This window comes from Rhodococcus sp. P4_B6 (assembly GCF_056402215.1).
The window spans coordinates 1-18,608 of sequence record NZ_JBFUHV010000172.1; the positions used below are offsets into that span (position 1 = coordinate 1).

At 66.1% G+C, this 18,608-nt stretch carries 17 protein-coding genes and 2 pseudogenes; 10 read left to right on the forward strand and 9 right to left on the reverse strand.

Annotated elements, in window-relative coordinates; all coding sequences use genetic code 11:
• Positions 1–101: 101 nt before the first annotated feature.
• Entirely contained in the window at positions 102–1,148 is a 1,047-nt protein-coding gene (locus AC1DWT_RS41735) for a proline racemase family protein (RefSeq protein ID WP_206015486.1), read from the forward strand.
• 241 nt (positions 1,149–1,389) lie between these two features.
• Complete coding sequence (locus AC1DWT_RS41740; RefSeq protein ID WP_072948724.1) at positions 1,390–2,925, forward strand: APC family permease; 1,536 nt, start codon at positions 1,390–1,392, stop codon at positions 2,923–2,925.
• A 467-nt stretch (positions 2,926–3,392) separates the two neighbouring features.
• Here AC1DWT_RS41740 and AC1DWT_RS41745 read toward each other — a convergent pair whose 3' ends face one another.
• Positions 3,393–4,271: a dihydrodipicolinate synthase family protein gene (locus AC1DWT_RS41745; RefSeq protein WP_206015485.1), complete on the reverse strand. Its 879-nt coding sequence runs from the start codon at positions 4,269–4,271 to the stop codon at positions 3,393–3,395.
• A 297-nt stretch (positions 4,272–4,568) separates the two neighbouring features.
• On the opposite strand from AC1DWT_RS41745, the gene AC1DWT_RS41750 reads away from it, so the two are divergent.
• Entirely contained in the window at positions 4,569–5,264 is a 696-nt protein-coding gene (locus AC1DWT_RS41750; RefSeq protein ID WP_241031572.1) for a response regulator transcription factor, read from the forward strand.
• Positions 5,265–5,277: 13 nt separating this feature from the next.
• On the opposite strand, the gene AC1DWT_RS41755 is transcribed toward AC1DWT_RS41750, so the two are convergent.
• The 5 genes and pseudogenes from AC1DWT_RS41755 to AC1DWT_RS41775 form a co-directional block, all read right to left on the reverse strand.
• Positions 5,278–5,934 carry a GntR family transcriptional regulator gene (locus AC1DWT_RS41755; RefSeq protein WP_208613699.1) on the reverse strand — a complete coding sequence of 219 codons (657 nt, stop codon included), beginning with the start codon at positions 5,932–5,934 and terminating at the stop codon, positions 5,278–5,280.
• 85 nt (positions 5,935–6,019) lie between these two features.
• On the reverse strand, positions 6,020–6,319 hold the full coding sequence (locus AC1DWT_RS41760) for a WhiB family transcriptional regulator (RefSeq protein WP_072948719.1): 300 nt from the start codon (positions 6,317–6,319) through the stop codon (positions 6,020–6,022).
• A gap of 121 nt (positions 6,320–6,440) precedes the next feature.
• On the reverse strand, positions 6,441–6,635 hold the full coding sequence (locus AC1DWT_RS41765; RefSeq protein WP_241031722.1) for a Rossmann-fold NAD(P)-binding domain-containing protein: 195 nt from the start codon (positions 6,633–6,635) through the stop codon (positions 6,441–6,443).
• Positions 6,636–6,915: 280 nt separating this feature from the next.
• Positions 6,916–7,062 (reverse strand): annotated as a pseudogene (locus AC1DWT_RS41770) (hypothetical protein); the annotation flags it as partial.
• Positions 7,063–7,302: 240 nt separating this feature from the next.
• Positions 7,303–7,875, reverse strand: coding sequence for a hypothetical protein (locus AC1DWT_RS41775; protein ID WP_143051385.1), 573 nt, complete (start codon positions 7,873–7,875; stop codon positions 7,303–7,305).
• Positions 7,876–8,082: 207 nt separating this feature from the next.
• On the opposite strand from AC1DWT_RS41775, the pseudogene AC1DWT_RS41780 reads away from it, so the two are divergent.
• Positions 8,083–8,346: pseudogene (locus AC1DWT_RS41780) on the forward strand (DUF202 domain-containing protein); the annotation flags it as partial.
• Between the two features lie 205 nt (positions 8,347–8,551).
• On the opposite strand, the gene AC1DWT_RS41785 reads toward AC1DWT_RS41780, so the two are convergent.
• Together AC1DWT_RS41785 and AC1DWT_RS41790 are read right to left on the reverse strand one after the other, a co-directional pair.
• The gene (locus AC1DWT_RS41785) at positions 8,552–11,839 is read right to left on the reverse strand and encodes a protein kinase domain-containing protein (protein ID WP_206015483.1); all 3,288 of its coding nucleotides are present in this window, start codon (positions 11,837–11,839) and stop codon (positions 8,552–8,554) included.
• Between the two features lie 216 nt (positions 11,840–12,055).
• Positions 12,056–12,634, reverse strand: coding sequence for a TetR/AcrR family transcriptional regulator (locus AC1DWT_RS41790; protein WP_206015482.1), 579 nt, complete (start codon positions 12,632–12,634; stop codon positions 12,056–12,058).
• Between the two features lie 254 nt (positions 12,635–12,888).
• Here AC1DWT_RS41790 and AC1DWT_RS41795 point away from each other — a divergent pair, with 254 nt between their 5' ends.
• Genes AC1DWT_RS41795 through AC1DWT_RS41820 form a run of 6 tightly spaced genes read left to right on the forward strand, consistent with a single transcriptional unit; the run spans position 12,889 to position 17,672 of the window.
• A complete protein-coding gene (locus tag AC1DWT_RS41795; RefSeq protein ID WP_241031571.1) occupies positions 12,889–13,401 on the forward strand; it encodes a hotdog fold domain-containing protein in 513 nt (170 codons plus the stop codon).
• A gap of 27 nt (positions 13,402–13,428) precedes the next feature.
• Positions 13,429–13,905 (forward strand): nitroreductase family deazaflavin-dependent oxidoreductase, encoded by a 477-nt coding sequence (locus AC1DWT_RS41800; RefSeq protein ID WP_072948704.1) that lies wholly within the window; start codon positions 13,429–13,431, stop codon positions 13,903–13,905.
• Positions 13,902–14,690, forward strand: coding sequence for a crotonase/enoyl-CoA hydratase family protein (locus AC1DWT_RS41805; RefSeq protein ID WP_072948702.1), 789 nt, complete (start codon positions 13,902–13,904; stop codon positions 14,688–14,690). Before AC1DWT_RS41800 ends, AC1DWT_RS41805 begins: the two co-directional genes overlap by 4 nt.
• 42 nt (positions 14,691–14,732) lie before the next feature.
• Complete coding sequence (locus AC1DWT_RS41810) at positions 14,733–15,692, forward strand: alpha/beta fold hydrolase (RefSeq protein WP_241031570.1); 960 nt, start codon at positions 14,733–14,735, stop codon at positions 15,690–15,692.
• Positions 15,689–16,561 (forward strand): metal-dependent hydrolase, encoded by an 873-nt coding sequence (locus AC1DWT_RS41815; RefSeq protein ID WP_206015481.1) that lies wholly within the window; start codon positions 15,689–15,691, stop codon positions 16,559–16,561. Before AC1DWT_RS41810 ends, AC1DWT_RS41815 begins: the two co-directional genes overlap by 4 nt.
• Before the next feature lie 28 nt (positions 16,562–16,589).
• Entirely contained in the window at positions 16,590–17,672 is a 1,083-nt protein-coding gene (locus AC1DWT_RS41820; RefSeq protein ID WP_477925194.1) for a PDR/VanB family oxidoreductase, read from the forward strand.
• 326 nt (positions 17,673–17,998) lie between these two features.
• Here AC1DWT_RS41820 and AC1DWT_RS41825 read toward each other — a convergent pair.
• Positions 17,999–18,608 (reverse strand): MFS transporter (locus tag AC1DWT_RS41825; protein WP_477925196.1); only part of this gene is annotated, 610 nt, incomplete at its 5' end.

The window sequence follows — 18,608 nt, forward strand, 5'->3', positions numbered from 1 at the left end:
GGCACCGGACGATCTTCGGTGACCGGTAAGTCCGTCTGCCCACCGGACACCGAAAGACAACATCAGCGCGCGTCGGTAGCGCCGAAAGAAGAGAGCGAACAATGCGATTCAGCCGCGTACTCAATGTGGTCAACTGCCACGCGGAAGGCGAGGTCGGCAACGTCATCGTCGGGGGCATCGGCGACGTTCCCGGCCAGACGATGTTCGACAAGCGCGTCTACCTTGAGGAGAACCTCGATCAGATCCGCCAGCTGATCCTGTTCGAGCCCCGCGGTGCGGCGGTGCAGAACGCCAACATCATCCTGCCGTCCAACCACCCCGACGCCCCCCTCGGCTACGTCATCCTCGAGTCGACGGAGTACCCGGCGATGTCCGGGTCGAACACCATGTGCGTGGCAACCGTGCTGCTCGAGACGGGGATGCTGCCGATGACCGAGCCGGTCACCGAGGTGGTCCTCGAGTCCCCGGCCGGCCTGATCAAGGTGCAGTGCGAATGTAAGGACGGCAAGGTCGAAAACGTTCGGCTCACCAACCAGCCGGCCTTCGTCTACCACACCCAGGTGCCCCTCGAAGTCCCCGATCTGGGCAAGCTCACCGTCGACATCGCCTACGGCGGAATGACTTACGTCGTCGTCGACGCCGCCGAAGCAGGTTTCGACCTGGTGCCCTCCGAGGCCCGCGCCCTGTGCGAACTCGGCCAGCGCATCAAGAAGGCCGGCGCCGAACAGTACGAGGTCAAGCACCCCGAAAACCCGGAGATCCCCGGCATCACCCAGACGGTCTTCACCGGGCAGCTGTCCCGACAGACCGACGAGAGCGGCGAGTATCTGACGTCGAAGAACGCCGTCGTCGTCTCCCCCGGCCGGATCGACCGGTCCCCGTGCGGCACCGGCACCTCGGCACGAGTGGCGGTCCTGCACGCCCGCGGCGACCTCGCCGTCGGCGAGCGGTTCGTCCACGAATCGCTGATCGGCACCAAGTTCGACTCCCGCGTGGAGTCCGTGACCACCATCGGCGGGTACGACGCGGTCATCCCCAGCGTCGCCGGACGGGCCTGGATCACCGGCACCACCCAGCTCGGACTCGACCCCAGCGATCCCTTCCCGAACGGATACACCCTGGGCGACACCTGGCTCACTGCGCTCTGAACAAACGAACACAGAACACCGAACGAGACTGCACGCCCCCACATTTGGGAGCGTGCAGTCTCGCTCTCTCGCAGCCCCACCCCTGTCACACAATGTTTACCGCAACGTATTGCCAAAAATGGCCAGTTGAATTAACCTTAATGGCACAGTGACATGCATCACTGAGAGGTCGAGTTGAAGTCGATCCGCACACTGCGTCGATCTTCGATTCACTCGGTCGGTCCCCATCCCCGGAGGAAACATGCTAGAGACGCGCGATACGGGTAACAGCCGCGAAGTCGCCCCCCATGGAGATGACGAGCATCTCCGCGCCCTCGGTTACGAACCGAAGTTCGAGCGCAAGATGAACCTGTGGGCGAACTTCGCCCTCGGCTTCATCTACCTGTCCCCGATGGTCGGCGTGGTCTCGATCTTCGCGCTGGGAATCTCCACTGCCGGACCGCCGGCGGTGTTCTGGATCTTCATCGTCGGCTTCGGACAGCTGCTGGTCGCACTGGTCTTCGGTGAGGTCGTCTCCCAGTTCCCGCTCGCGGGCGGCCTGTATCAATGGGCGCGCCGGCTCTGGAACGGCCAGTACGCCTGGCTGATGTCGTGGGTCTACATCTGCGCCATCACCATCGGCATCACCACCACCGCCATGTTCAGCTCCGACTTCATCGCAAGTTTGCTATTCGGCACCGCGGACGAGCCGTCGGTCTCGGCCACGGGACTGCAGAAACTGATCATCACCCTGTCGGTGCTGACCGTCTGCCTGCTGTTCAACCTGACCGGCACCAAGACCCTCGCCCGGATCTCCGTCGTCGGCCTGACCGCCGAACTCATCGGCGTCGTCGCGATCGGCCTGTACCTGCTCATCTTCCAGCGCAAGCAGCCCTTCTCGGTCTTCTTCGACACCATGGGCGCCGGTGGCGGGCAGAGCTACATCTACGCCTTCATCGGGGCATCACTGGTGGGCCTGTACATGTTCTACGGCTTCGAGGCCTGCGGCGAGGTCGCCGAGGAGACCCCCAACCCGGCCCGCGCCATACCCCGCGCGATGGCGTTGACGGTTCTCGTCGGCGGCGGTGCCGCCCTGCTCGCCTTCTCCGGATTCGTCCTCGCCTGCCCGGATCTGGCAGCCGTCGTGGCCGGGGAGGACGCCAACCCCATCCCGACGATCCTGCAGGGCAGCCTCGGCACGGTCGGTTCCAAGGCGTTCCTCGTCATCGCACTGACCTCCTTCCTCGCCGGTGTCATGGGCCAGCAGACTGCCGTCAGCCGCCTGGTGTACTCATTCGCCCGCGACGACATGTTCCCCGGCAGCCACTTCTTCGCCCGCACTTCGTCGAGCCACATCCCGGTCAACGCCCTGCTGGGCATCAACGTTGCACCGGTGCTGCTCACCGTCTTCGTGTACTTCTTCCCCGACTCCCTGTTCCGGATCGCCGCATTCCAGGTCATCGCCGCCTACTTCGCCTTCCAGATGGTGGTCCTCGCCGCGCTGCGGATGCGATTCAAGGGCTGGAAGCCCGGCGGTCCGTGGACCCTCGGCAAACTCGGCGTCGCCGTCAACATCGCCGCCCTGGTCTACGGCATCATCGCCATGATCATCCTGGCCCGGCCCAGCGGCGACGAGAGCCTCCCGTTCGTCGACCGCTGGATCGCGCTGATCGGGTTCTCCATCATCACCGTCGCCGGGTTCCTCTACCTGGTGATCGCAAAGCCGGGCGCAGACTCCACCGCACCCGAAGGTGATGCCATCGAGGTCGCCGAACGGCTCCGCGCCGGCCGCGCGTGAGACCGGACCGCGACGGCCACTAATCCGAAATCCCGACGGCGGGGGACGAAGTCACGACTTCGTCCCCCGCCGTTCTGCCGTGCATCAGTGCACACCTCTTGACGCACATCCCGGGGGGAGCTGTCGCGAGGCCGCCGCGTCGAGCACCTGCGGCGCGGGCTCGCTCGACGCACATGGCGCACGACCGGTCCCGAGGCAATCGGTGGACGCACCTCGTCATCGACAGCCCCGCCCCGCGCCCGATGATGGAAAAACGCACTCGGTTCCAGTCGGTATGGCAAGTGCGAGACCTGATCGCCGACAGCGTGATCCAGCTACGACGCGGCCCAGAAGGACGCCCTGCATCTGCCGGTCTCGGCGTGGCCGATGCGACCTCCCGAGTCGAAAAAAGCCCGCCCACAACGATGATCGCCGGCCCCGAGACGGGGCCGGCGATCATCGTTGTGGGCGGGACGGTGCGTCCCCGTTTACAGTGCCGCGAGGGCCTTTTCGAGCTCGCGGAGGCGCGGGCCGGCCAGGGCGGCACCGGGCGCCCGCTGCGGGCCGGCGGGGTGTCCGACCAGCTCCATCCCGGCCTTGACGGCCGCGGTGTATCCACCGCTGACGAGGGTGCTCATCACCGGGAACAGCTTGGCCCACAGCTTGCGAGCCAGCTCGAGGTCACTCGCCGCGATGGCGTCGTACACATCGACCAGCTGACGCGGCACCACGTTCGCCGCGCCGATGACCGAACCGGCGGCACCCTCGAGCAGGGCGGCGTAGAAGAGGGTGTCCCAGCCGACGAACACCGAGACCTTGTCACCGAACTCGTGGATGAGCTGCGCCGCGGCGGTGAAGTCACCGCTGGTGTCCTTGACGTACTTGACGTTGGGAACCTCGTCGATCAGGTCACCGAGGATCTGCGGGGTCAGGTTCACGCCGGTCGCGGCCGGCAGGTTGTAGGCCATCACGGGGATCGACACCGATCCGGCGACGTCCTTGTAGTAGCTCTTGACCTCGTCGATGCTGAACGGCTCGTAGTACGGCGCCACCAGCATCAGCGCGGTCGCGCCCGCCTTCTCCGCGTGCTGGGACAGCGCGATCGCCTCGGCGGTGCTGGTAGCCCCGGTGTGCGGTACCACCGGCACCCGTCCTGCGGTCTGCTCGAGCACCACCTCCAGGGCGCATTCGCGTTCGCCGCGGCTCAGGGCGAAGAACTCACCCGTCGACCCCAGCGGAACGAGCCCGTGAATCCCGGATTCGATGGTGCGGTCGACCAACCGGCGCAGACCGGCCTCGTCGATCTGCTGATCCTGGGTGAAGGGAGTGGCGACCGCCGAGTAGACGCCCTTGAGAACTTTTGACATGGAYACCTCCTGGGGAGCAAGTGACCCATTAATGGTAAGTGAAACTTGCCAAAAACGGCAAGCATGGGATGTAATCGGGGTAACGATGAAGCCGGGAAGTGTCGCCGACGGACTGGCACGTCCCCAGGGCGCCACAGGGCCCCCGATCAATCCGGAGTTCGTAGATGAATGTGACCGCAGGTGGACCTTTCTCACCTTCCTGGGCGGTRCTGTGCCGAGACCTTCTTCGCGAGATGTGTTGCAGCATGCCGCTGCAGATGTCATCGCCGTTGGTGCTTCCCGAAGAGGATCGGATCCGTGACCTGCCTCGCGTCAGATGAGCTCACACAACCCTCGGTACTGCTGGTAGGCCTCGGATCGCCGACCCTGCTGAGCAAGCTCGGCACCCACGGTCTTCGCGTTTCCACCACCGACCAAGGCGACCTGACACCGAGCAGGCTCAACGCACTGCGCCCCGATTTGATCGCCTATTTCCAACGCGAAGGGGCAAAGATCGCGTCCACGGTTCAACGGCAGCGACTCGACGGAGTCGGTGCGGGAATTTGTGTCATCAGCAGCACGGCGTCGAGCGCCGACCGCATCGCCATCCTCGATGCCGGCGCTGACGACCACGTGGTGATGCCCTGCACCGTGCCCGAACTCGCAGCACGGTTCCGCGCCGTCCTTCGTCGTGCGCGCTGGACACCGATCGAGGACCTCGTCTTCCCCGCGATGACCATTAGCCTGACCGGGAGAACGGTGTACTCCCACGGCCAATGGGTCGAGGTGAGCCGACAGGAATTCGATGTCCTGGTCGTCCTCGCCAAGGAGGCCGGGCGCGTCGTTTCCCGCGAAGATCTCCTCCGCACCGTCTGGGCGGTGCCGGTGTCGATGGCAGCACGGTCGAACGTGCTGAACGTGTGTCTCAGTTCGCTACGCGGCAAACTCGAGGCCACCGGAGCCGGACGACTGATCCACACCGTCCGGGGGATCGGTTACGTCTTTCGGGCGTGAGACGGAGCCATCGTCAGGTCGCGGCGCGACGCGCGGCCAGCAGAGCGACCAGCTCTCGCGCACTGCCGATCGTGTGCACCGTGAAGGCGGCACGAATCTGCTCCAGGTCACAGGTCTCGAAAGCCTCGATCAACGCGGCATGCACCGCGTGGGCGCGCGCGGGATCGGCGCGCGTGTACTGGTCGTGCAGCAGCGCAATGGTGATATGCGCTTCCGTGACCGGCCACAGCCGCATCAGCAGGTAGTTTTCCGACGCCGCCCAGATACTTCGATGAAACGCCAGGTGGGCTTCGTGATAGACGAGCGGATCGGGATCGAATGCGCGGGCGTCGAAGTCGCGCCAGGCCTGCAGGACGAGTTCCATCCGATGCCCGGACGCATCGGCCAAGATCGCCGACACCGCCTGCATGTCGAGCGCCATCCGCGTTTCCGCGATATCGAGCAGTGCCGCATCGTCGAGCGACGCCACCCGCAACCCGCGATAGGGCTCCTGGACGAGCAGGCCCTCCTGCGCCAGCTGACCCAGCGCCTCCCGGACGGTCGGACGACTCACGTTCAATTCGGAGGAGAGTCGCGCCTCGGTGAGCTTCTCCCCGGGCTGCAGCGAACCGAGCACGATGGCGCGTTTGATCTGCGCGATCACACCATCGCGACGTGTGGTCGAGGCCACCGGCAGGAGAGCAGCCTCACGGTGTTCCGGCATACAACCTCCTTGCTACCGATGTCCCGGATACAACAATGCCCCGACCGGCCGATCAGAGCGAGACCGGCCGAGAATTCCGCGCCACCGCGAAACGCGCGCGCCGTTCATGGTTGCGTCGTTCCTGAGCGGTCATGCCACCCCAGATACCGTGCCGCTCCTTGCTCATCAACGCGTAATCCGCGCAATGACGCGCCACCGGGCAGGCGTCACACAGCTGCTTCGCGGTTCGTTCACGCCTCAGCCGAACATGCTGCGCTTCACCGTCTCGAGGGTAGAACAACTCGGTATTCGAACCGCGGCACGCCGAGAACTGCTGCCACTCGGCGTTGCCCTGATCCGCTTCGCCGGACACCGGGACCGGCGGGTGTCGGTCGATCGATTGCCCACCGGCTCGCACCGTCCCGCCATGCCCCGCACCCACACTCGAACCGTCCGACCTTTGGCGATACGACGCGACGCGCCGGGTCCGCAGCTCAGTCGAGTTCATAGATGCGCCCCGTATGAACACCTTCCACCGACTTCACGAACGCCCGGGCAACATCTGCGGCCGGCACCGGCGCGAATCCGGGAAAGAAATCGCCGTACACGTCGAGGGCTTCTGTGACCACCGTCGGGCTGACCGCGTTGATGCGGATGCCCCGCGGCAGTTCCGTCGCTGCCGCGCGCACAAAGGACTCGAGCCCTCCGTTGACAGTCGATGCTACGGCTCCGGAACGGATGGGCTCGCTGGGCGAGAATGCCCGATACCAGCGTGAACGATCCGCCGTCGGCGACGAACGGACGACCGCGCAGCACCAGGTCGATCTGTCCGAGCAACTTGTTCGCGATACCGGCCCGGAAGTGGTCCGTCGTCAGGTCCGTGAACTGCGGAAACGGCGTCGATCCCAACACACTGACCACCGCGTCGACGGTGCCGACCTGACCGAACAGGCGATCAATCGATGCTCCGTCACCGACGTCCACCCGATACTCACTCGTCCGAGAGGCCACCAGCACCTCGTGCTTGCCCCTCAGCGCTTCGACGACGGCCGCGCCGACCTTGCCGGTACCGCCCGCAACGAGAATCCGCATTCCATCTCCCGAATCGAAGTTCATTTCGCCATTAATGGTACTTCAACATGTCCTTTTAGTCTCCGGGTTCCACACGCTCTCTGCGCGCGGAGAAGTCGCCTGGACAAGCGTTCGCGACAACGCGACAGGCCGCGGGCCTCCCTTGCGCCTCGCCACGACTGATCCTGCCTTCACCTGCACGAGATTCTCGGCGGACGTGCTCCTACAGCGAGTATCTTTTGCAGCAGTCACCCCGACAGACCGGCAGAGCCATCCGGCGAATTCTCATCGACGGCTCATGAGAGTCAAGGATGATCTGCGGGGAGCCGGGGCGGGCCCGCCGGTGGCGGGCGACCTCGACCGGGCCGCACCGATGTCGCAGAAGGCGCGTTCGGCGTGCTCGCGGGCAGGGAAATGCTGTGCTCGCGTCGTACATCCGACCGGTTTGCAGGCAGCAATGAAGTTGACCGAGCATGCGGTTGAACAGTGCAGCCGCGTGGCGATCACCACGGTCACGCCGGGCAAGGTAGTGCGCGCGGGCCGGCATTCCCGGCCGGCGGCGACGAATGCCAGACGAACCTGAGAACGGCGAACCGGTTGTTCTTCACGTGGCGGCGAGTGACTGCGATGCTGCGCCCCGATGCACGAGCGACCGGTGCCGACCCGGCATACRCCTTCAGCCCACGTGCGCCGGGCGGAGCGGCCGCGGTCGTCGCCGATCTCGGCCAGCACCCGGGCACCGGTAACATCGGCGAGCCCTGAAAAACTGGTGATGATCGCATGGTCAGGATGCCGCCACAATATTTCGGCCGCAACATCTTTGAGTATCTGCGCGTTTGCACACTCGGCGTCCAGCATCGCGACGAGAGAAAAACGAAACCGGACTATCGGGTCATGACGATGGAGCGGACGGTTCTCGCGTCAATCCGCTCCACAGACACCCCGACCGGGTATTCTGTGTCGCCACTTGATCAGAGAGGCTTGCTCGTGACGCAACTCCAGAAGCGCTGGCCCAAATGGGTATACGTCCAATCCGCCAAAGAGCCCGAATAACGCTTTAGCTTCGCGAACGAACCTACCTTCCTCGCCTGGCAACGCACTGCCCTCGCCATCGCCGCCGGAGGTGCCAGCCTCGATCGACTGACTTTCGGCCGCCTCGGGTTCCTCGCCTTCGCCATCCTCGCTCTCGCCATCACACTCAGTCTCTGCGCATTCTGCGAGTCTCAGGGCCGCTCCCGACGGCCCCGTCGCGGCCGAGCGACACTGGCATTATCGTCTGCCACGGCACTTCTCGCCGCCGTCGAGGCACTAGCCCTCGCCGCTCACTGAAGAGCGCATGCCTCCAAGCCTTCGGTAAACGTGAAGCGGCACTGACAGTCACAGCAGACCTTGCGCCCCACCCCACACACGTCGAGGGTGATCCTCTCGTCTCGGAGTGGACCGCCCGCGGTCCTCCTGGACAGCAATCCCGTGAAGGCGACCTTGGATCGACTGCCTTCAAGTGTCATCGCTAACCCGGATACGTCGGCTGCGCTCATCGTTGGAGTTGCTCGACGACCCAGGCGGCGACCTGTGCGCGGGAGGTGAACCCGAGTTTGGTCAGGATGTGCTCGACGTGGCCCTGCGCGGTGCGTTCGGAGATCACCAGCTTCGCCGCGATGGCCTTGTTGGTCATGCCTTCGGCGACGAGTTCGGCGACTTGTTCCTCACGCTTGGTCAGTTTCACCGCCGAACCGGCAGCGGGATCGGTTGTGTGCGGGGCACGCTCGTCGAGGGCGTAGGCGACGGCTGCGTCGAAATCCAGGTGGCGTCCTTCGCGACCAGCCGCCTCGAATGCCTTGTCGCCGAGGTCCCGACGTGCCTTCTCCGCGCAGGCGTCGTGATAGACGAGCAGGGTGGGGTAGATGACCGCGACGCTGCCGACGGAGCGCCCCAATTCCTCTGCCGCTCCCATCAGGACTGCCGCCCGCCTCGCGTCGCGGTGCTCCCCGGCGATCCAGGCCAGTGCCTCGAGACAGGATGCGGCGACGCGGGGAAAGTTCGCGCGGGTCAGCTGCAACGCCTGTTCGACGAGCCGCTCCGCACGCGTGGCGTCACCCTGCTGCCACGCGACCACGCCCAGCGCCCACAGCGAGTACGCCCTGTGCAGGGCTTCGCCGCACGCCTCCGTGATCGTGAGCACGCGCTCGTGGCACTCGATTGCCCGCTCCGTCTGGCCGCGCAATTCGTAGGCCATCCCCAGCATGCTCAGAGCACCGGTCTCGAGGGTGCGATCCTCTCGGGTGCCGAATACTGCGAGGGCACGTTCGAAATACGAACACGCGCGAGCGAGGTCACCGCCGAGCAGGGCCAATGTGCCCTCGGCGTAATCGATAAACGCGTGCGTCATCGGGTCGCTCGTGTGCGCGGCGATCGCGCGTCCCTGCGCCATCAGCGCGGCGCCGGCGGGGAGGTCGCCCAGCATCCCAGCCAGCACGCTCGCCGCATACAGCGATTTGATGTGTTCGACGCTCGACGGGCCGGCCCAGGTGGCCAGGAAGCGGTCGAGCCAGCGCCGGCCCTCGCTGTAGAGACCCTGAGAAAGCCAGAACGGGAACAGTGCGGCGGCGACGTGGAGGCCGGCGGCGGGATCGTCGGTGACGCAGAATTCCAGCGCCTCTCGGATGTTCGGTTGCTCCCGTCGCAGGCGTGAAGTCAGCTCGAGCTGGCGTGCGCTGATCCAGTCCACCTCCGCGTCGACCGCCAGTGCCTGGTACCAGTCCCGGTGCCGGCGGCGCAGAGTCACGTTTTCACCGGTCTGTTCGAGTTTCTCGCGGCCGTATTCGCGGACGGTCTCGAGTAGCCGGAACCGCACCACTGTGCCGGCTTCCTGGCGGATCAGGATCGACTTGTCCACCAGCGAGGTCACCGCGTCAAGCAGGTCGGCCGAAGTCAGACCCGCGCCGCAGACCTGTTCTGCCGCATCGAGTTCGAAGCTTCCCGCGAATACCGATACCCGCCCCCACACCAGTTGCTCCCGAACGGTGCACAGCTCGAAGCTCCAGTCGATCGACAACCGCAAGGTCTGCTGCCGCGACGGCGCGCCCCTACTTCCGCGGGTCAGCAGGGCATAGCGGTCGGTGAGGCGCTCGAGGATTTGCTCGGGCGACATCGCCCGCAGCCGGGCCGCCGCCAGCTCGATGGGCAACGGCAACCCGTCCAGCCGGTGGCAGATCCGCGCCACGGCGACCATGTTGTCCTCGGTGATTTCGAAACCCGGGACAGCGGCGGCGGCGCGTTCGGCGAACAGGGTCACCGCGTCATACCGGGGCAGTCCCCGCAGCGAGGGTTCCCGATGACCATCCGGGACCGTCAGCGGGGGCACCCGCAGCACCGCCTCCCCTCCGATGCCGAGGGGTTCGCGGCTGGTGGCGAGGATTCGCAGCCCGGGGCACGCCAGTAGCAGAGCCACGGCCAGCACGGCGACCGCGTCGATGACGTGCTCGCAGTTGTCGAGAACCAGCAGCAGCTCCCGCGCGGCCAGGTACTCCACCAGCACCTCGAGTAGCGGCCGCGCCTGATGATCCCGCAACCCCAGCGCGCCGGCCACCGCATCCACCAGCAGCGACGGGGTACCGAGCTCACCGAGCTCGACCAGCCACACCCCGCCGCCGTAGTCACGTCGTACGTTCGCGGCCACTTGCAGCGCCAGCCGGGTCTTCCCGACACCGCCGATCCCGGTCAACGTCAGCAGCCGGGATCCGGTCAACAGGTTCTTCGCCTCGGTGAGTTCGTGCCGGCGACCGACGAAACTCGTCAACCCCAACGACAAATTCCCCTTCGACGCTCGGGCCGGCACTGGGTGCGCAATCTGAGGACGAAACGTCGCGGATCGTGTCCGCGCCGGTGGCGGCTCCTGGCCTGACGAGGCTGCGCCCGCTTCGGCGTGCAGCGCCATCTCGTCGACCGCAAGCCCGTGATCGTGTTGGATCCGGCGCAGTTGCTCACCGAAATCTGCGGCAGTGGCCGGCCGCTCGCCGGGAGTGCCGGACATCGCGCAGGCGATCGCCGCAGATACGTCTTCAGGGACGCCGTGCTCACGCAGGTCGGGCGCCGGTTGGGTGGTGATCCGCAGGAACTGCGCGACAATCTGTTCACCGCTGTGGCGTTCGAACGCCGCATGACCGGTGAGTGCACTGAACATGGTGGCGCCGAGGCCGTAGATGTCCGACGCCGTGGTCGGCGGGTCACCAGTGAGGACCTCCGGCGCGGTGTAGGCCGGGGACCCGGTGACGGTGCCGGTGGCGGTCTCGAAGCCGCCGGCGACGTGCGCGATACCGAAGTCCGTCAGCGCGGGTTCACCGTAGTCGGTGAGCAGGATGTTCGCGGGCTTGATGTCACGGTGCAGGATACCGAGCCGGTGCGCGGTCTCCACCGCGCCGGCGATCTTCACCCCCAACCGCAGCGCGTCACCGAGCGGCAGCGGACCGTCGCGGTGGATACGGGTGTCGAGGGAGTCCTGCCGGTGGTACTGCATCACGAGGTAGGGCAGCCCGTTGTCGGTGGCGCCGACCTGCAACACATTGACGATGTTCGGATGCCCGGTCAGCCGTCCCATCGCCCGCTGCTCCCGGAAGAACCGCTCCCGGTTCTCCTCGTCGAGTTCGACGGTGAGCACCTTCACCGCCACCGTGCGGTCCAGGGCGGCCTGCGTGCAGCGGTAGACCACCCCGAAACCACCGCGCCCGATCTCGTGGGCGTCGTCGAACCCGGCCGCGCTCAGCTCCGCGGCGACCGGGGGATCCGTGGACCGCTGGGTGGCGAGCGGGTCACTGTCGTCCATCGAAACGGCCTACCACGCTGTCGTCTCGCAGTACGTGTGCCCCGAAATACGGGAAACCCCGCTGCACGTGAGTCATGGGAAGGCGATCGTCGAAATACCACATGCGAAACCTCCCGACACTTCCCCTCAGCATATCGCCGCATGTGGTTGTGTCCGATACCGACGGCCCTGTGACTGATGATGCTTGCGCGGTAGTTGATCTCGCCCGGGCCGCGTCTATGGGCGACTGTCGCCCAGATGAAGGGACACGAGCTCGGCGAGGTGGACGCCGACCTGGTCGAGTGGGCGCACCGACCGCGAGGAGATGGCGAGGATGGCGGCGCCCTCGATTGCGCACACTGCGGTGGTCGCGAGCGACCGGGCGGCAGCCTCATCAACCCCTGTGCGCTCGAGTTGCTCGGCGAGCAGACTCGCCCAGTTATCGAATACCTCGGCGGCAACCGCGGGCGCCAACGGTGCCTCCGGGCCGCCGAGGGCGGCGGCGACGATCGGGCATCCGGCGGTGAAGTCACTGGCCTCCAGCGTGTCCTTCCACATCCGAATGAACGCAATGAGGCTGTCGGCGGGGCTGTCGGACGCGGCGAACTCGGCAATGATCGCACTCATCAGCTGGCCGGCCACCCGGGTGGATTCCTCGATGAGTTCTGCCTTCCCGCGGGGGAAGTTCTGGTAGACGGACCGCCGCGCGGTGTCGCTACGCGCCAGCAGTTCGGTGATTCCGGTGCCGGCGACGCCGCGCTCCCGCACGAGCGCGATCGTGCCGGCGATGAGCCGATCGCGGGGACTCGGTGTCATCGGCATCCCTCCTTGCGTTGAGCGAACAATCCTTGCGGTAGCACGATCATTCTACTATGGTTGCGTGAAACACGTAACTTGGGTTCACACCTACTTCATCGAAGGGTGCACCCGACCACCCCGGCGCCCTGTCGTGCGGCGTCACCAGATGGCCCGGCAGCTCCGACTTCGCGGATCTCGACCCCAGCTCGTCCACGGGTCCAGCCACGACATGCCCGACTCGGAACACCGAACAGAGAGAACAGGTTGTCTCAGTGAATAACCCAACGGTGCAGGAATATTCGACTGGTTCGACGAAGAGCACGAGTCTCAGACTATGGAATACGCTGCGGCAGCTGCCCCTGGGCAAACAACTCTTCACCACGGGTGTCTGCTTCAAGGCCCCCTACTTCGGGACCATTCATCCCGAAATCACGATCCTCGAGCCGGCGCGCTGCGAAGTGCGGGCCCCGAACCGCCGCGGCTCACGCAACCATCTCGGAACATTCCATGCCATCGCTTCGTGCAACATGGCCGAACTGGCGGCGGGCATGATGACCGACGTCACCGTTCCGGTCACGCACCGATGGATCCCCGTGGGCATGACCGTCGAGTACCTCGCGAAAGCGGCCACCGACATGCGCGCCGTCGCGGCGATAGATGCGATTCCCGCATTCGGTGACGATCCGGTCGACCTGGAAGTCCCGGTCGAGGTACTCACGACCGACGGCACGGTCGCCGTACGCGCCCGCATCACCATGCGCGTCGCCCGCAAGAAACACGACTGACTCCCGAAACGTCGAGAGGAAGACTCGATGACGCAGACCCCAGAGAAGCGGTCCCGCCGCAAGTTCCGTATCGAGCGCCTGATGGGACGCTACGTCGCCAATCCCACCGTGCGAGCGCTCAATCGCATCGGGATCGGCACCACACTCGCCACGGAACTTGAAACGATCGGACGCAAGACCGGCCGATACCGTCGTGTGCCGGTCGCCGCAACCTTCGACGACACCGGGGCCTGGTTGATCTCGCAACACGGCACGCGATCCGGATGGACGGCGAACATCACCGCCGACCCACGGGTGCGGATCCGGCACGGCGCCCACTGGCGCACCGGAACCGCGCGATTGGAACCCGGCGACGATGTCGACGCCCGCACACGCACCTTCACATCCCATCCCGACTTCGCCGCGATGACCGCCGCTACCTTCCGCGCACTACAGAGTGCACCGATTTCCGTCCGAATCACGTTCACCCGCAACCTCGCCGACCCACCACAAGGATCCCGATGACCGACACCGCTCAACCCGACACGATCACGCTCGAACGCGACGGACACGTCCTGCTGATCGGCTTGAACCGACCCCACAAACGCAACGCGTTCAACCTCGCTATGCTCGGCGATCTGTCCCGTGCGTATGCCCTGCTCGAATCCGACCCCGAACTGCGCTGCGGCGTCCTGTTCGCCCACGGCGAGCACTTCACCGGCGGACTCGACCTCGTCGACGTCGCCCCAGCGATCGCGGCCGGTGAAACTCCGTACCCCGCCGATGGGCGCGACCCCTGGCGACTGGACGGCGACTGGACGACACCGCTCGTCGCCGCAGCCCACGGCTGGGTCATGACGCTGGGCATCGAACTGCTGCTCGCCGCCGACATCCGCGTCGCTGCGGCCGGCACCCGGTTCAGCCAACTCGAGGTCCGCCGCGGCATCTACCCGTTCGGCGGCGCCACGCTGCGCTTCCCCCGGGAAACCGGCTGGGGCAACGCCATGCGCTGGATGCTCACCGGCGACGAATTCGACGCCACCGAAGCCCACCGCATCGGCCTCGTCCAGGAGATCGCCGACAACCCCGTCGAACGGGCACGCCACATCGCGCACACCATCGCCGACAAGGCCGCGCCTCTCGGAGTGGACGCCGTCCTCGCCAGCGCGCACCGCGCCCGCCGGCTCGGCGACGACGCCGCAATCTCCCAACTCGGATCCGACGTCGCCCGCCTGTTCGGTTCCGCCGACGGCGCCGAGGGCATCCAATCGTTGATCGAGCGACGCGACGCCGTCTTCACCGGACGCTGACCATACGGGGTCACCCGCCGACACATCCACGAAGGACTTCGCATGACACCAAGGAATCGATCGACGCATCGCACCGTGAACCCCGACGGTATTGGCGAGGGCGTCGTGACGACGCGGCTCGTTCACGCCTCGGACGGGGTGCCGCTGGCGGTACACGAACGCGGGAACCCCCACGCGCCGACGGTGATGTGTGTGCACGGGTTTCCCGATGATCACCGGGTCTGGGACGAGGTGGCGGACGAACTCGCGTCAACGGTGCGTGTGGTGACATTCGACGTACGGGGGTCGGGAGCGTCGGGGCACCCGAGACGAATCCGGGACTACCGCCTCGACCAGCTGGCAGACGACATCGGCCGGGTCATCGACGCGGTCTCGCCGGGGCGGCCGGTGCATCTCGTCGGGCACGACTGGGGCTCGGTGCAGGCGTGGCATGCCGCCACCGATCCGGCGCAACCGCATCGCATCGCGTCGCTGACCTCGATCTCCGGGCCGTGTCTCGATCACGTGCCCTACTGGATCCGGTCCCGGCTTGCCGCGGGCCCCCGAGGATGGAAAGACCTTCTGGGGCAGTGGAAGTCGCCGCTGTACATGGGGTTCTTCCAGATCCCCTGGGTCGCCCCGCTGGCGTGCCGGCTGGGACTGGTCGACGCCGCGATCGCGCTGGCCGGACACTTCGAAACCGGGGCCCGCCCCGCAGGCCTGCCGGCGCACCGCGCCCGCGACAACCGCGGCGCGCTGAGGATCTACACCGCGAACCTGCTCCCGCGCCTGCTCCGCCCGCAGCAACGCACCACCGAGGTGCCCGTTCAGGTGCTCGCTCCGCGCCGGGACATCTTCATCACTCCCGCGAGCCAGGTCGACATCGGTCGCTGGGCAATCAATTCACGGGTCCATTCCGTCGACGGCGGGCACTGGATACCCCTGTTCAACCCGACTGCGGTCGCCGACCACGTGCGGTCCTTCGTCTCAGAAGACGCCAACTCGATCGGAGAAGCACGATGACCACCCAACCCGAGGCCGACAAGGTCGCCCTCACCGCCCGGAACGTGTCCTGGGACTGGACCGGGCTGCCGATGCACTACTTCGACGCCAACCCGTTCGCAACGCATTTGGCGAACGGGATGAACATGCTCCTGCCCGAGGGAGAAGTGTTCTTCGTCGAGGTCTTCCAGAAAGCGCTGCCGCTGATCAAGGACGACGCCGTCCGTGCGGACGTGATCGGGTTCATCGGCCAGGAGGCCACCCACTCGTCGTCGCACCAATCACTGCTCGAGCATCTGAAGGCGCAAGGACTCGACACCGATCCGTACGTCGCGCAGATCCAATGGATGTTCCGCCGTCTGCTCGGCGACCGCGAATTGACCGGCCGCAAAGCCCATTCCTGGCTGCTCGAGCGGGTCGCCGTCGTGGCCGCCCTCGAACACTTCACCTCCTATCTCGGGGACTGGGGGCTCAACGCGCGCGCCTGGGACGATGCCCTCGACCCGCAGGTGCTCGACCTGTTCCGCTGGCACCTGGCCGAGGAGGTCGAACACCGGCACGTGGCGTTCGACCTGTTCACCCACCTCGACGGCCGCTACCCGCGCAGGGTGCGCGCGTGGCTGATCGCCGCACCGTTTCTGGTGGTCTTGTGGGCCCGCGGTATCCGCTATCTGATGTCCGTCGACCCCGAACTCGACGAGGCCGACCGGCGCATCCGGTTTCGTGCTGCTCGGCGGACCTGGCGGAAAGGTCTGTTTCCGAGCCCGTGGAGCCTGGCACGAATGTTCGTCGAGTACTTCCGACCCCGCTACCACCCCTCCCGGTACGGCTCGACCAGCCAGGCAGTCGCCTATCTCGCCTCCTCACCTGCGGCTCGTGCCGCCGACTGAGCACCATCGTCCGATCTGGAGTCCGCTCATGACCCGATTCAGTCCCCCACCCGTCCCCCCATCGCTGCGCCGGCCGAACAAACCCGACCGGCTGATGTCCGGCCTACAGTTGGTGGTCCGTGGATACGGCGCCGTGACCAGCCGGGTGCGGATCATCGAACCCACACCTATCGATCGGATGCTGCGCCTCGTCGTGGCCGACACGCGCCTCGAGGCCGACGGGGTGCTCAGCCTGCGACTGGAATCCGCGGATCACTCCGTCCTGCCGCAGTGGCACCCGGGCGCCCACATCGACCTGACACTGCCCTCAGGGAAGGTCCGTCAGTACTCACTGTGCGGCGATCCCACCGATCGGCGAAGCTATCGGATCGCGATCCGGCGCATCCCCGACGGCGGCGGCACATCGATCGAGATCCACGACCGACTGCCCGTCGGCAGTCGGGTCACCGCGGCTGGTCCCCGTAACGCCTTCCCCTTCGCCTATCCGCACCTGGCACGGGCCGACCTCTCCCGGGCCGTGTTCGTCGCCGCAGGAATCGGGATCACCGCGATCCTGCCCATGGTGCGCGCGGCGGCCGCGGCGGGTGTCGATTGGCACCTGACCTACCTCGGCCGTGACACCGCGACCATGGCATTTCTCGACGAGATCGGCGAACTCGATTCCGATCGGGTCCGGATCCTCACCGGTCCGCGCCGCACTGCCGCCGAGCTGCTGGCACACGCCGGTTCCCGCACCTCGGTCTATTTCTGCGGACCGCCCGGACTCCTTGCCGACATTCACACCGCATTCGACCACACCGGTGCCGCCGGACTGCATTTCGAAAGATTCAGCCCCGAACCGGTCGTCGGTGGTCGGTCGTTCGAGATTCTCCTGGCCCGCGCCACGGAATTCGTCCACGTCCCCGCGGATACATCGGCCCTCGCCGCCGTGCAAGAGGTACAGCCCGACGTGCCGTACTCGTGCCGGCAAGGATTCTGCGGCACATGCCGAGTGCGGGTCGTCTCCGGTGACGTCGACCGCCGCGGACGATCGGCGTTCCTCGATGAACCAGACACCATGCTGCTCTGCACCGACCGCGCGAACTCCACCCCACTCACCATCGACCTGTGACCGTTCACTTTCCAGCACACCAGAAGGGTCATCCGTGGCCGCTACCGATTCCGGAGTGAACCCGACCCGGAGCACCGCGACACCCTGATGACGGCTCCTCACGGCACACAGCATTTCAGCCAAGGCAGCGCCGACCCCGACCATGGGATCGAGTGTCTCGGTCATGATCTCGCCCTCCCCGCCAAGCGGAGTTCGGCAGGGAAACGCCAGACTCAGATCAACCGATTCTCGGTTGATCTGAGCCTCGGGGGCCACATACCCCTACGTCCGCAAGTGCGAGCGGCGGTAGGGGTCTCGGCACCTGTCCGTTCGGGCGCTCTTTCCGGTCAGGCTATGCGCGCGTGAGGATCGGGTACGCCGCGATCAGCACTAGCGCGCGGCGCGTGCGAGTGCCTTGCTCGATCTGGATTCGCCAAGAGAATCGCGAGCAAGGCACAAACCGCGGCGATTACACCGAGGACTTGAAAGGACGTCGCGTAACCGGCTGCCGGTGTGCTCGCGGCGTCGACGATGAGTCCGGTGCCATAGGGGGCGATGAGTCCACCGATCGCCATGAGCGCCAAAAACACTCCTAGAGTTCCTGCGGTTTGGTGCGATGGGCAGATTTCCGCGATCGCAGCGTTGAGCATGGTGAACACCGGCGATGCGAAGCCGTAGCCGAGCGAGACTACAAGGACTGCCAGGGCCGGGGAAGTGATGGCTGGCAGGACGAGAAGAAAGGCACCACAGACCAACACACCGATGGCGGGGAGCACGATCCGAATCCTGCGACTCGACACTCCTCGAGTTATCAGACGGTCGCCGATCGTCGACGTCAGCAGCATGAGGATCAACCCCGTGATGCTGGGGAAAGCGAACATGGATCCAGCCTGCAGACGACTGTAACCGAGGCCGACCTCGAAGTAGGACGGCAACCAAGCGAGGATGACGGACGAC

Coding starts and splice junctions, on each gene's coding strand:
- AC1DWT_RS41735 (WP_206015486.1), top strand. CDS start 102: ATGCGATTCAGCCGCGTACTCAATGTGGTCAACTGCCACGCGGAAGGC.
- AC1DWT_RS41740 (WP_072948724.1), top strand. CDS start 1,390: ATGCTAGAGACGCGCGATACGGGTAACAGCCGCGAAGTCGCCCCCCAT.
- AC1DWT_RS41745 (WP_206015485.1), bottom strand. CDS start 4,271: ATGTCAAAAGTTCTCAAGGGCGTCTACTCGGCGGTCGCCACTCCCTTC.
- AC1DWT_RS41785 (WP_206015483.1), bottom strand. CDS start 11,839: ATGGACGACAGTGACCCGCTCGCCACCCAGCGGTCCACGGATCCCCCG.
- AC1DWT_RS41790 (WP_206015482.1), bottom strand. CDS start 12,634: ATGACACCGAGTCCCCGCGATCGGCTCATCGCCGGCACGATCGCGCTC.
- AC1DWT_RS41800 (WP_072948704.1), top strand. CDS start 13,429: ATGACGCAGACCCCAGAGAAGCGGTCCCGCCGCAAGTTCCGTATCGAG.
- AC1DWT_RS41805 (WP_072948702.1), top strand. CDS start 13,902: ATGACCGACACCGCTCAACCCGACACGATCACGCTCGAACGCGACGGA.
- AC1DWT_RS41810 (WP_241031570.1), top strand. CDS start 14,733: ATGACACCAAGGAATCGATCGACGCATCGCACCGTGAACCCCGACGGT.
- AC1DWT_RS41815 (WP_206015481.1), top strand. CDS start 15,689: ATGACCACCCAACCCGAGGCCGACAAGGTCGCCCTCACCGCCCGGAAC.
- AC1DWT_RS41820 (WP_477925194.1), top strand. CDS start 16,590: ATGACCCGATTCAGTCCCCCACCCGTCCCCCCATCGCTGCGCCGGCCG.